Genomic DNA, 12,622 nt, shown 5'->3' with positions numbered 1-12,622 from the left:
GGGGTGGCTTTGCCGGAAATGATGGGGATGCATAACGTGCTGCTGGTACCCGCGTTACCGGCGGCGTACCGGTGGCTTACGTCCCCATCTGCTGAGGAGCCTGCCTGATGCATGACGACCGCACGCTGGTCGAAGCCCGCTTGAAGCGCGTACTGACCGAGCGGATCCGCCCCGCGATCTACCCCGAGTCGGTGCCGCTGGAGGTGGGCGTGTGGCACGCGCCGGGCGAGCCCGTGCCGGTGGCCGAGGGCCTGGCCGCGCCGCGCGAGCCGATCGCGGTCGGTACGCCCTGGGGCCCGCCGTGGGGCACGAGCTGGTTCACCGTGACCGGCACCGTGCCGATGGAGTGGACCGGCAAGATCGTCGAAGCGGTGCTCGACCTCGGCTTCAACCCCGACAAGACGGGCTTCCAATGCGAGGGGCTGGTCTACCGGCCCGACGGCACCCCGGTGAAGAGCCTCAACCCGCGTACGCAGTGGGTCCGCATCGCGAACCCCGCCCAGGGCGGCGAGGAGGTGTGCCTGCACATCGAGGCCGCCTCCAACCCGATCATCCTCGACTACCAGCCCTTCAAGCCGACGCTGCTCGGCGACAAGGAGACCGCCGGCACCGAGCCGCTCTACCGGCTGGCCCGCATGGACCTCGCCGTCTTCGACAAGACGGTGTGGGAGCTGGTCATCGACCTTGAGGTGCTCGGCGAGCTCATGCACGAGCTGCCGGTGGACAGCGGCCGCCGCTGGGAGATCCTGCGCGCCATCGAACGCGCGCTGGACGCACTCGATCTGCAGGACGTGAACGGCACCGCCGCCGCGGCCAGGGCCGAGCTGACCGACGTGCTGTCCTCACCCGCCGTGCCGTCGGCGCACCGCATCAGCGCCGTCGGGCACGCCCACATCGACTCGGCCTGGCTCTGGCCGCTGCGCGAGACCGTGCGCAAGGTGGCGCGCACCGCGTCCAACATGACCGCGCTGCTGGAGGAGGAGCCGGACTTCGTCTTCGCGATGTCGCAGGCCCAGCAGTGGGCCTGGCTCAAGGAGCACCGGCCCGAGGTGTGGGCCAAGGTCGTCAAGGCGGTGGCGACCGGCAGGTTCGTGCCCGCTGGCGGCATGTGGGTGGAGTCCGACACCAACATGCCCGGCTCCGAGGCGATGGCCCGGCAGTTCGTGCACGGCAAGCGCTTCTTCATCGACGAGTTCGGGGTGGACAACGAGGAGGTGTGGCTGCCCGACACCTTCGGGTTCGCCGCCGGGCTGCCGCAGATCATCAAGGCGGCCGGGTCGAAGCGGCTGCTCACCCAGAAGATCTCGTGGAGCCAGACCAACACGTTCCCGCACCACACGTTCCTGTGGGAGGGCATCGACGGCACCCGGATCTTCACCCACTTTCCGCCCATCGACACCTACAACGCCTCGCTGCGCGGCGGCGAGCTGGCGCACGCGGCCCGCAACTTCAAGGACAAGGGCGTGGCCAGGCACTCGCTGGCCCCGACCGGGCACGGCGACGGCGGCGGCGGCACCACCCGCGAGATGGTCGCGCGCGCCGCCCGCCTGCGCGACCTGGAGGGCTCGCCCACCGTCACATGGGAGACGCCCGCTGAGTTCTTCGCCAAGGCCGAGGCCGAATACCCCAACCCGCCGGTCTGGGTGGGCGAGCTGTACCTGGAGCTGCACCGCGCCACGCTGACCAGCCAGGCCAAGACCAAGCAGGGCAACCGGCGCAGCGAGGCGCTGCTGCGCGAGGCCGAGCTGTGGGCGGCGACGGCGGCCGTGCGGACCGGGGCCGAGTATCCGTACGAGGCGCTCGACCGGCTGTGGAAGACGGTGCTGCTGCACCAGTTCCACGACATCCTGCCCGGCTCGTCGATCGCGTGGGTGCACCGGGAGGCGCGCAGGACGTACGAGCTGGTGATCGAGGAGCTGAACGGGATCATCGACACCGCGCAGCGCGCGCTGGCCGGCGAGCCCACCGGCGGCACGCTGGTCTTCAACGGCGCCCCGCACGCCCGCCACGGCGTGCCCGCGGGCGGCGCCGCCCCCGAGGCCCCGGTCGACCCCGTGCAGGCGGGCCCCCGCGAGGGCGGCGGGTTCGTGCTGGAGGACGGGCGGCTCAGGGTCGAGATCGACGGGCGCGGCCTTGTCGTCTCCGCCTACGACCTGCGGGCCGGGCGTGAGACGGTGCCGCCGGGGCGGGCGGCCTGCCTGCCGCAGCTCCACCAGGACTTCCCGAACAAGTGGGACGCCTGGGATGTGGACGAGTTCTACCGCAACACGGTGACCGACCTGACCGAGGCCGACGACGTGCGCCTCGACGGGGCCACGGTGGTGGTCGAGCGCTCGTTCGGCAAGTCGACGCTCGTCCAGCGGCTCACGCTCGCCGAGGGCCGGCTGGAGATCGACACCGAGGTCGACTGGCACGAGACCGAGAAGTTCCTCAAGCTGGCCTTCCCCCTCGACGTGCGCGCCGACCGGTACGCCGCCGAGAGCCAGTACGGCCACACCTTCCGCCCCACCCACACCAACACCAGCTGGGAGGCCGCCAAGTTCGAAGCGTGCAACCACCGCTTCGTGCACCTGGAGGAGCCCGGCTGGGGCGTGGCCATGGTGACCGACTCCACCTACGGCCACGACGTCACCCGCGACGTGGACGAGCACGGCACCACGACCACGCTGCGCGTCTCGCTGCTGCGCGCGCCGCGCTTCCCCGACCCGGAGACCGACCAGGGCGCGCACCGCTTCCGCCACGCGCTGGTGCCGGGCGTGTCGATCGGCGACGCGGTGCGCGAGGGCCACTTCATCAACCAGCCGGAGCGCCGGGTGCCCGGATCGGCCCCGGTCGAGCCGCTGGTCACGGTGGACGACGACGCCGTGGTGGTGACCGCGGTGAAGCTGGCCGACGACGGCAGCGGCGACGTGGTGGTCCGCTTCCACGAGTCGCGCGGCGGCCGGGCCCGCGCCACCCTGCGGCCGAACTTCCCGGTCGCCGAGGTCGTCACCACCGACCTGCTCGAACGGCCGACCGGCGAGCCCGAGCGGCCCGGCGCGGCCATCCCCGTGTCGCTGCGCCCGTTCGAGCTGGTCACGCTGCGCATGAAGCGGGCCGCCTGACCGGCCGTCAGCCGCTGAGCAGCGTGCCCAGCCGGGGCGCGTAGGTGGCGTGGAAGACCAGGGAGGCCGCACCGATCGCGGCGGCGTCGGCCGCGATCGGTGAGGTCTCCACGCGCACGGCGTGCAGCCGCCTGGCCATCGACCGCTCCGCCACCGCCCCCGCGATCGCCTCGCGGTAGATGCCGCCCACCTCCCTGAGCGCGGGGCCGCCGAGCACGAGCAGGTCGATGTCCAGCATGTTCACCACGCTGACGGCGGCCACCGCCAGCCGCTCGGCCACGCGCTCGATCACCGCGCGCGCCTCCGGCTCGCCGCGCGCCGCCGCCGCGCACACGGCCGCGTGGTCGATGCCGCCCGCTGCCGCCTCGATCGCGCTCGGGCAGCACACCGCCTCCACGCAGCCCCGGTTGCCGCAGTAGCACTCGGGCCCGTCGGGCTCGACCGTGATGTGGCCGAACTCGGCGGCGTTGAGCGACCTGCCGCGATAGACCTGGTTGTCGAGGAAGAGCCCGCCGCCGATGCCGGTGCCGAGGTAGAGGTAGGCGAAGCTGGGCGCCGAGCGCGCGATGCCCGCCCACCGCTCGCCGATCGCCGCCGCTGTGGCGTCGTTGTCCACGGTCACCGGGAAGCGGGTGTACTCCTCCAGTAACTCCTTGATCGGCGTGCCGGCCCAGGCGGGCAGCCGGGGCGGGCTCACCATCACGCCGTCGGCGTCGAGCGGCCCGGGGCAGGCGAGACCCACCCCGAGCACCTTGCCGTCCGGCACCCCGGCCTCGCGCAGGATGCGGCGCGCGGCCCTGGCCATCTGCCTGACCACAGCGTCCGGCCTGGCCTGCGGGCGCACCGGCAGGTGAAGCCGGGCGACGGGCCGGCCCGCGAGGTCGGCCAGCACGCACGACAGCGCCTTGGGATCGAAGTGCACGCCGACCGCGTAGCCGGCGCGGGCGTCGACCCGCAGGATCGTGGCCGGTTTTCCCCCACGCGACGGCGCGGAGCCGTCCTCGACGACCAGGCCCTCCTCCAGCAGCCTGCGTACGATCACCGACACCGTCTGCGCCGTCAGCCCCGTCACAGAAGCGACCTGGACGCGGCTGATCCCGTCGGAGGCCTGGATGGCCTCCAGCACCACGGCCCGGTTGTAGCTGCCGACCTTGGGCAGGTTGGTGCCCTGCTGCATGTGAGTAATATCACCACAGAGTGTTGACTTAGTAAATCAAAAAGATTTACGTTCTCCGCAACCCACAGGAAACTAGGGGAGGCCGAGATGACACGTAGGCTGGCCGGATCCCTCCTGCTGTTGACAGCGCTGACAGCAGCCGGCTGCGGCGGTGGCGCCGCCGAGGAGTCCTCATCAAGCAAGGAACTCGAGGTCCTCTACAAGGTCGAGCCGACGTGGCCGCACCTGGAGAAGATGCTCAACGACGCCAAGAAGCAGTACGAATCGTCACACCCCGGCGTCACCATCAAGCTGACCCCGGTGCAGGGCAACAACGAGGCCTACTACACCAAGCTGGCGCTGCTGAACCGCTCGGCGGACTCCGCGCCCGACATCTACTACCACGACACCTTCCAGGTGAACGCCGACGTCGCCGCGGGCAAGCTGGCCCCGCTGGATGAATTCCTGACCAAGTGGCCCGACTGGGAGACGCAGTTCCCCGACTCGGTCAAGCAGGCCGCCAAGGGCGCCGACGGCAAGATCTACGGCGTGCCGATCAGCACCGACACGCGCGGCCTGTGGTACCACAAGGACGTCTTCGCCAAGGCCGGCCTGCCCGTGCCGTGGGAGCCGAAGACCTGGGACGACGTGCTCAACGCGGCCCGCACGATCAAGCAGAAGGTGCCGGACGCCGTCCCGTTCAGCATGTACTCCACGAAGGTCCACGGCGAGGCGGCCACCATGCAGGGCTTCGAGATGCTCCTGTACGGCACCCCCGGCGGCACGCTGTACGACGACGCCTCGCAGAAGTGGATCGCCGGCGGCAAGAACTTCACCGACGCCCTGACCTTCATCAACACCATCTACCGCGAGGAGCTCGGCCCCAAGCAGGCCGACGCGCACAACGCCAAGCTCGCCGACAAGGTCAACAACGAGTGGTTCCCGGCCGGCAAGATCGGCATCTCGCTCGACGGCGCATGGACCCCGGCGGCCTGGAAGGAGACCAGCACCAAGCCCTGGCCCGAATGGAAGGACAAGGTCGGCTGGACCGCCATGCCGACGCAGAACGGCGAGGAGCCCGGCCGGGTCAGCATGTCGGGCGGCTGGGTCATGGCGATGAGCTCCTACACCAAGCTCAAGCAGGAGGCGTTCGACTTCATCACCGTGGCCATGAACAAGGAGAACGCGATGACGTACTCCGTGAGCACCGGTGACCTGGCGGTCCGCAAGGACGTCGCGGCCGACCCGAAGTACACCGCCGACAACCCGTCGGTCAAGTTCTTCACCGACCTGGCCGAGGTGACGCACTACCGGCCGGCGTACGAGGCGTACCCGAAGGTCTCCGCGCAGATCCAGGAGGCCATGGAGGCGGTCACCACGGGCAAGCAGACGCCTGAGGAGGCCACCGCGGCCTACGCCAAGGCGCTGCCCGGCGCGGTCGGAGGCCCCGACAAGGTCGTCGCCAAATGACGGTCGCCACGGCGCCATCGCCCGCCGTGACGGGCACGCCTCCGGGCGGCCCGTCACGGCGGCGGGTCCTGCGCTGGCTGCTGCCCCTCGGGCCGGCGCTGATCCTGCTGGCGCTCTTCATGGCGGGGCCCATTCTGTGGAGCGTCTACATCGCCTTCACCAACGAGACCCTGACCGGCTCGGCCTCGGTGAACTCGCAGTTCGTCGGGTTCGACAACTTCGCCAGGCTCTTCGATGACCCGAACTTCATCAACTCGTTCCTGCTCACGTTCGTCTTCGTGATCGGCTCGGCCGTCATCGGCCAGAACACGCTGGGCCTGATCATCGCGCTGCTCATGCGCGGGCGCGGGCGGGTGACGCGCAGCGTCGTCAACGGCGTGGTCATCGCGGCCTGGGTGATGCCCGAGATCGTGGCGGCGGCCTGCTGGTTCTCGTTCCTGGCCGAGGAGGGCACGCTCAACACCGTGCTCGGCATCGAGCAGGAGTGGCTCTACACCGCGCCGATGTTCGCGGTGATCCTGGCCAACGTCTGGCGCGGCACCGCGTTCTCGATGCTGGTCTACTCGGCGGCGCTGTCGGAGGTGCCGAAGGACCTGGTCGAGGCGGCGGCGGTGGACGGCGCGGGGCCCGGCAAGCGGCTGCTGCACATCACGCTCCCGCTGATCCGCCGCTCGATCATGTCGAACCTCATGCTGATCACGCTGCAGACGCTGGCCAGCTTCGGGCTCATCTACGCGCTGACCGGCGGCGGCCCCGGCACGGCCAGCCAGACCACCCCGCTCTACATGTACGAGCAGGCGTTCCGCTACTTCGAGATCGGCTACGGCTCGGCGATCGCGCTGGTCCTGCTGGTCATCGGGGCGCTGTTCTCGCTGATCTACCTGCGCCTGATCAAGGTGGAGGACGCATGACCAGACTCGCCGCGCGCGGCGCGGCCAACCTCGCCCTGCTGGTGATCGCGCTGGCGTTCCTGGGGCCGTTCCTGTGGGTGCTCATCGCCTCGGTGCAGCCGGAGGCCACGCTGTCGGCCGCACCGACGTTCGAGTTCTCCCTGGACAACTTCAAGGCCGTGCTGACGTGGGAGACGATCGTGCTCCCGCTGATCAACTCGGTGATCATCTCGGGTTCGACGGCGCTGCTGACGGTGATCGTGGCGGGCCTTGCGGCCTACCCGCTCTCGCGCTACCAGCTGCGCTACCGGCGGCACTTCATGCTGACGCTGCTGTTCACCACGGGCCTGCCGATGACGGCCATCCTGGTGCCGGTCTACGCGATGTTCTTCAGGTTCAACCTGTACGGCTCGGTGCCGGCGATGGTGCTGTTCCTGACCGCGAGCTCGCTGCCGTTCTCCATCTGGATGATGAAGAACTTCATGGACGGCGTGCCGGTCAGCCTGGAGGAGGCCGCCTGGGTGGACGGCGCCGGATGGGTGCAGTCGCTGCGCGCCGTCGTGGGGCCGCTGATGGCGCCCGGCATCGCGGTGGTGGCGATCTTCGTGTTCGTGGGTCAGTGGGGCAACTTCTTCGCCCCGTTCGTGCTGCTCGACGCGCCGGAGAAGCAGCCGGCCGCGGTGACGATCTACACGTTCTTCTCCCAGTACGGGCAGGTCGCCTACGGCCAGCTCGCCGCGTTCTCCATCCTCTACACGGCGCCCGCGGTGGTGCTGTACGTGGCGGTCAACAAGTACCTGGCGGGGTCGTTCAACCTCGGCGGCGCGACGAAGGGCTAGCTGGCGGGAACACGACAAGTCGGGATGTGGCCACGGCGATCTCATGGACACCGCCGTTCTGGACGGCTAGGAAATCGGTATTCGTGCTTACCGATTCTCTGGAGGTCGTCCCATGCCGCGTGGCTTAAGCCTGCTCAGGCAGCACCTGAGAAGGGGCCTGAAGCGGGGCACGGCGCTCGCCGTCCCCACGGCCCTGGCGGCCGCGCTGCTCGCGGCTCCCGGTGCGTACGCCGAGGACGCCCCGGCCGCCGCCTTCACGGCCGCGGCGGACAGCGACGAGATCACCCTGATCACCGGAGACCGGGTGCGGGTGCGCGCCGTGGACGGCGGCCACCACGCGGTCACCGTCACGCCCGCGCCGCGCGCCGACGGCTCCGTGCCGACGTTCCAGGTGATGCAGACCGGGCGCGCCGTCACGGTCATCCCCGACGACGTCGCCGCGCTGGTGCCGCAGCGGCTCGACCCGGCGCTGTTCGACGTGACGACGCTGGCCGAGCAGGACGTCGGCGACGCCATCCCGCTCATCCTCACCTTCGCGGAGAACGCGCCCAAGGCGGCGCTGACCGCCCTGCCCGCCGTCGAGCAGCGGCGCACCCTGGAGAGCATCGGCGGCGCCGGCGTGACGGTGGCCGAGTCGGGCGCGGCCGCGTTCGGCGCGCAGCTCGCCGCGCTGGCGTCGGCCTCCCCGCAGGCGCGCGCCGCCGGAGCGCTGGCCGGCGTGGAGAAGATCTGGCTCGACCGCAAGGTCGAGCCCGCGCTGACCGACAGCGTGCCGCAGATCGCCGCACCCGCCGCGTGGGCCGCCGGGTACGACGGCAGCGGCACCACCGTCGCCGTCCTCGACACCGGCGTGGACGCCACCCACCCCGACCTCGCCGGCAAGGTGGCCGCCCGGCAGGACTTCACCGGCCAGGACGCAACCGGCGACCCCCACGGCCACGGCACCCACGTCGCGGACACGATCGCCGGAGCCGGCGCCGAGGGCGGCAAGGGCGTCGCGCCCGGCGCCCGGCTGGTGGACGGCCGCGTCCTGGACGCCTCCGGCCAGGGCCGGCTCTCGTGGGTCATCGACGGCATGGAGTGGGCGGCCGCCGAGCAGCACGCCCAGATCGTCAACATGAGCCTGAGCAGCCCCGAGCCCGGCGGCCCGATCAGCGACGCCCTCGCCACGCTGACCAGGGAGCACGGCACGCTGTTCGTCGTCGCGGCGGGCAACGACGGCTGCGAGTCCTGCGTCGGCTCGCCCGGCGACGCCCCCGAGGCGCTGACCGTCGGCGCGGTGGACAAGCAGGACGCGCTCGCCCCCTTCTCCAGCCGGGGCCCGATCAACGCGACCCAGGCGGTCAAGCCCGACGTGACCGCGCCCGGCGTGGACATCACCGCCGCCAAGGCGGGCGGCGGGCTCGTCGCGATGTCCGGCACCTCCATGGCCACCCCGCACGTCGCGGGCGCGGCGGCGCTGCTGCGCCAGGCCCGCCCGAACCTCACCGGCGGCGAGCTGAAGGCGCTGCTCATGGCCACCGCCAAGCCGGGCGAGGACATCCCCGTGGACGCCCAGGGCGCGGGCCGCATCGACGTGGCCGCCGCGCTCGCCGGCACGGTCGTCGCCTCGACGGGCGCGCTCGACTTCGGCCGCCTCGCCCAGGGCGAGGAGAAGACGCTCACCATCGGCTACCGCAACCTCGGCGACCAGCCCGCCGAGCTCGACCTGAGCGCCGGTGACGCGTTCACCGTCGAACCGGCCAGGCTCGCCGTCCCCGCGGGCGGCACCGCCGAGGCCAAGGTCACGCTCAAGGCGGACCGTCCCCGCGTGCTGCGCCAGGAGCTCGTCGCGGGCGGCGCCCGCACGCTGCTGACGGGCAGCGTCGAGGAGGAGCGCGTCGAGCTGCGGGTACGCGGCATCGCCAGGGACGGCAGGCCGGGCCGCGGCGGCTTCACCGTGCTCAACCTGGACGAGGGCACGCTGGTCGGCCGCGTGCTGCCCGGCGACCCCTCCGAGCCCTGCACCGACGCCAAGTACGGCTCCGGCACCTGCCTGCTGGTCAAGCCCGGCACCTACTCGGTGCTCGGCCACATCTTCACCATGCCCGCCGCGCAGGACAGCACCGGCACCGGCACGCCGCTCCACGAGAGCCTGCTCGGCGACCCAGAAATGAAGATCACCAAGGACACCGAGGTCGTCCTGGACGCCCGCAAGGCCGTCGAGGTCAAGGTCGAGACCCCCGACCACGAGACCAAGCGCAACCCCGGCGCCGCCGCGGCCCTCATGTGGTACCGGGCGGGCGAGCAGGGCACGGCGCTGCGCGGCGGCACCACGATCCTGCCCGGCGGGCAGGTCGAGGAGCGCCTGTTCGTCCAGCCGACCAGGAAGGTCACCAAGGGCACGTTCGTCGTCGCCACCCGCTGGCGGCTCACCGCGCCCGAGATCACCTTCTCCACGCCGGGACTGAAGCTCGACCCCCAGTACGTCGACCCCGTCCAGTTCAGCGACCTCGCCACCGAGTACCCGCGCCTCGACGGCACCCGCGTGCTCCTCGCCGTGGACGCGGGGCGCGGCACCCCCGCCGAGATCAAGGCCCGCAACCTGCGCGGCAGGCTCGCCGTCATCCGCCGCACCGACGGCGTGCCGGTCGCCACGCAGGCCAACGCCGCCGCCGCGGCCGGCGCGGCCATGGTGGCCGTCTACAGCGACAAGCCGGGACCGGACGCCACCACCGGCGGCAGCGGCGTCAAGCTGAACGTCCCGACAGTGCGGCTCACCCATGAGGAGGGGCTGAAGCTCGTCGAGCGGGCGCGCCTGCTGCCCGTGCCGGTCGTCGCCAAGGGCGTCGTGGCCAGCCCGTACGTCTACGACCTGTACCTGCGCGAGAAGGGCAAGGTGCCGGACCGGCTGACGTACAAGGTGCGGGCCAAGTCGCTGGCCAGGATCGAGACCGCTTACCACAGCCAGCTCGCCGACGATGTGATCATCAACGAGGCCCGCTTCGTCTTCGAGCCGTGGGACACCGTGTCCTACTCGGCGAACCACCCCATGGCCAAGACGCCGCGCGTTCGCACCGACTACGTCACCCCGGACCCCGAGGTGCGGTGGAACACGTCGGCGATCACGCCGGAGCGGCCGTACAGCAACACATTCCCGCACCCCGACACGCCGCACGTGGCCGTGGCCTCGCCGGAGTTCCGGCCCTACAAGGCGGGCGAGCGGGTGAGCCACACCGTGTTCAAGCAGCCGATGATGCCCGGCTTCAACCCGCGTAACCCGACACGCAGGGAGGGCGACAGGCTCCGCCTGACCCCGCAGGGCTTCGTGGACGCCCAGGGCAACTTCGGCGAGGCGTACACCAGCCAGTTCGAGCACGGCCTGAAGACCGACTTCCGGCTCTACCAGGGAGACACGCTGCTGTGGCAGACCAACTACCTGCCGTCGGGGTCGGGCGATCTGCCGCCGGAGAAGGCGACGTACCGGATCACCTACGACGTCGCCAACGAGGCCGTCTGGGCGAAGCTCGCCGTCCGCGCGCGCGGCGAGTGGACGTTCACCTCCGAGCACACCGACGGCACCACGATCGTGCCGCTGCTGCTCGCGAGCTTCGACGCGCCTGTGGACCTGAAGAACCGGGCAGGGTCGCGCAAGCTCGCCCTCACCCTGCGCAACCAGGAGGGCGCCGAGCAGAACGCCGTCAAGGACGTCTCCCTCGAGGTGTCGTACGACGACGGCCGCACCTGGACGCAGGCCCGGCTGCGCGCCAAGGGCGATCGCCGCTACGAGACGACGCTCGGCCGCTCGCCGTCCGGGTTCGTCTCCCTGCGGCTGCGCGCGTCCGACGTGCGGGGCAACAGCGTGACGCAGGAGGTGATCCGCGCCTACGCCCTGCGCTAGGCCCGCGCGCGTGAGACGAGGGGAGGGAAGGGCGGCCCTCCCGGACCGCCCCCGCCACTGCTGGGCCCGCGCGCGTGCGACGGGGGAGCGCCGCACCGGCGCTCCCCCGTCCGTCATGCCCGGAAGCCGCGGTCGGCGCGGTCGGAGCGGAAGGCGTCCAGGCGGCCGAAGTCCAGCTCGTGCACCGAGACCGGCTCGTCCGGCGGGCCGGTGAAGAAGCCGTCGTGCGTCTGCGGGCACGGGTTGGCCAGGCCGGTGACGCCCGCGCAGGGATGCCCGTGGTAGGTGGTCTCGTGGTGCCAGTCGCTGACCGCCACGTACGTCATGAACTCGTACGCCCGCGCCACGCTCATGTGCTGCCACAGCGTCCTGGCCGGGGCGGGGCCGTCCCAGCGGGTCACGGAGAAGGCCGGCACCAGCACGGCGTCGAGGCCGTCGCGCCCCGCCAGGCTGGCCGAGTACCACAGGTCGGCGCAGAGCAGCACGTGCAGGCGGCGGCCGGCCAGCTCGAAGCCGGCGCTCGGGCGGCCCGGCCTGATGCCGGAGCGCAGCTCCAGCCCGTACGGGTGCACCTTGTCGTACTCCAGCAGCAGCGTGCCGCCCGCGTCGAAGACCGCGCCCCGGTTGACGGGCCCGTCGTAGTGCGAGCCGCCGACCACGGCCATGCCGGACCCGACGGCCAGCTCGCGCACCCTGGCCAGGTAGTCGGCGCGGGGCAGGCTGGAGCCGGCCAGCTCGGGCAGCAGCACCACGTCACCGGAGAAACCGCCGAGCAGCGCCTCGACGGCGTCGAAGTTGGCGTGGCCGTCCGGGGACCAGTGCGGCGGCTGAACTAAAAGGATCTTCACGGGACTACTGTGGCTCGCTCACGCGCAGCGCCGCCATGTCCTCGATCCGCACCGGCTCCCGGCAGCTCGCGCACACCATCACCGGCTCCAGCTCCGCGCCGCAGGCGTGGCCCCAGACCGTGGGCGGCTCGCCACGGGTGACGTAGCGGTCGCCCCACGACATCAGCGTCAGCAGCACCTCGTTCAGCGCCCTGCCGGACTCGGTGAGCACGTACTCGTAGCGCGGCGGGCGCGTCTCGTAGGGGCGGCGTTCGAGCAGGCCGTACTCTTCCAGCTTGCGCAGCCGGGCGGTGAGGATGTCGCGGCTGGCGCCGGTGTTGCGGGCGATCTGGTCGAAGCGCCGCACACCGAGGAAGATCTCCCGCAGCGCGAGCAGGCTCCACCGCTCGCCGACGATCTCGAGCGCGTTGGCGATCGAGCATTCCCTGGGCATCA

The 12,622-nt window shown here is 71.5% G+C and carries 8 protein-coding genes; 5 read left to right on the top strand and 3 right to left on the bottom strand.

Annotated elements, in window-relative coordinates; translation table 11 throughout:
* Positions 1-107 precede the first annotated feature (107 nt).
* Entirely contained in the window at positions 108-3,104 is a 2,997-nt protein-coding gene (locus tag AB0K67_RS39235; RefSeq protein WP_364070374.1) for a glycoside hydrolase family 38 C-terminal domain-containing protein, read from the top strand.
* A 7-nt stretch (positions 3,105-3,111) separates the two neighbouring features.
* Here the strand turns inward: AB0K67_RS39235 and AB0K67_RS39230 are convergent, their stop codons facing one another.
* A complete protein-coding gene (locus AB0K67_RS39230; protein ID WP_364070371.1) occupies positions 3,112-4,281 on the bottom strand; it encodes an ROK family transcriptional regulator in 1,170 nt (389 codons plus the stop codon).
* A gap of 87 nt (positions 4,282-4,368) precedes the next feature.
* Between AB0K67_RS39230 and AB0K67_RS39225 the strand changes: the two genes are divergently transcribed.
* The 4 genes from AB0K67_RS39225 to AB0K67_RS39210 all read left to right on the top strand — a co-directional run bounded on the left by AB0K67_RS39225 (position 4,369) and on the right by AB0K67_RS39210 (position 11,339).
* The gene (locus tag AB0K67_RS39225) at positions 4,369-5,730 is read left to right on the top strand and encodes an extracellular solute-binding protein (RefSeq protein ID WP_364070369.1); all 1,362 of its coding nucleotides are present in this window, start codon (positions 4,369-4,371) and stop codon (positions 5,728-5,730) included.
* Entirely contained in the window at positions 5,727-6,641 is a 915-nt protein-coding gene (locus AB0K67_RS39220) for a sugar ABC transporter permease (protein WP_364070366.1), read from the top strand. Before AB0K67_RS39225 ends, AB0K67_RS39220 begins: the two co-directional genes overlap by 4 nt.
* Positions 6,638-7,459 carry a carbohydrate ABC transporter permease gene (locus tag AB0K67_RS39215; RefSeq protein WP_364070363.1) on the top strand — a complete coding sequence of 274 codons (822 nt, stop codon included), beginning with the start codon at positions 6,638-6,640 and terminating at the stop codon, positions 7,457-7,459. The genes AB0K67_RS39220 and AB0K67_RS39215 overlap by 4 nt, the downstream gene beginning before the upstream one ends.
* Before the next feature lie 112 nt (positions 7,460-7,571).
* Positions 7,572-11,339 carry a S8 family serine peptidase gene (locus AB0K67_RS39210; protein ID WP_364070360.1) on the top strand — a complete coding sequence of 1,256 codons (3,768 nt, stop codon included), beginning with the start codon at positions 7,572-7,574 and terminating at the stop codon, positions 11,337-11,339.
* Positions 11,340-11,452: 113 nt separating this feature from the next.
* Here AB0K67_RS39210 and AB0K67_RS39205 read toward each other — a convergent pair whose 3' ends face one another.
* Positions 11,453-12,187: a carbon-nitrogen hydrolase family protein gene (locus AB0K67_RS39205; RefSeq protein ID WP_364070357.1), complete on the bottom strand. Its 735-nt coding sequence runs from the start codon at positions 12,185-12,187 to the stop codon at positions 11,453-11,455.
* A gap of 4 nt (positions 12,188-12,191) precedes the next feature.
* Entirely contained in the window at positions 12,192-12,620 is a 429-nt protein-coding gene (locus AB0K67_RS39200) for a helix-turn-helix domain-containing protein (protein ID WP_364070423.1), read from the bottom strand.
* Positions 12,621-12,622 lie beyond the last annotated feature (2 nt).

Source organism: Nonomuraea sp. NPDC052634 (genome assembly GCF_040678535.1).
Taxonomy (GTDB): domain Bacteria; phylum Actinomycetota; class Actinomycetes; order Streptosporangiales; family Streptosporangiaceae; genus Nonomuraea; species Nonomuraea fastidiosa.
The sequence above is the reverse complement of the archived record's forward strand: the minus strand, read 5'-3'. Positions and strand labels throughout refer to the sequence as shown.

Coding starts and splice junctions, on each gene's coding strand:
- AB0K67_RS39235 (WP_364070374.1), top strand. CDS start 108: ATGCATGACGACCGCACGCTGGTCGAAGCCCGCTTGAAGCGCGTACTG.
- AB0K67_RS39230 (WP_364070371.1), bottom strand. CDS start 4,281: ATGCAGCAGGGCACCAACCTGCCCAAGGTCGGCAGCTACAACCGGGCC.
- AB0K67_RS39225 (WP_364070369.1), top strand. CDS start 4,369: ATGACACGTAGGCTGGCCGGATCCCTCCTGCTGTTGACAGCGCTGACA.
- AB0K67_RS39220 (WP_364070366.1), top strand. CDS start 5,727: ATGACGGTCGCCACGGCGCCATCGCCCGCCGTGACGGGCACGCCTCCG.
- AB0K67_RS39215 (WP_364070363.1), top strand. CDS start 6,638: ATGACCAGACTCGCCGCGCGCGGCGCGGCCAACCTCGCCCTGCTGGTG.
- AB0K67_RS39210 (WP_364070360.1), top strand. CDS start 7,572: ATGCCGCGTGGCTTAAGCCTGCTCAGGCAGCACCTGAGAAGGGGCCTG.
- AB0K67_RS39200 (WP_364070423.1), bottom strand. CDS start 12,620: ATGCCCAGGGAATGCTCGATCGCCAACGCGCTCGAGATCGTCGGCGAG.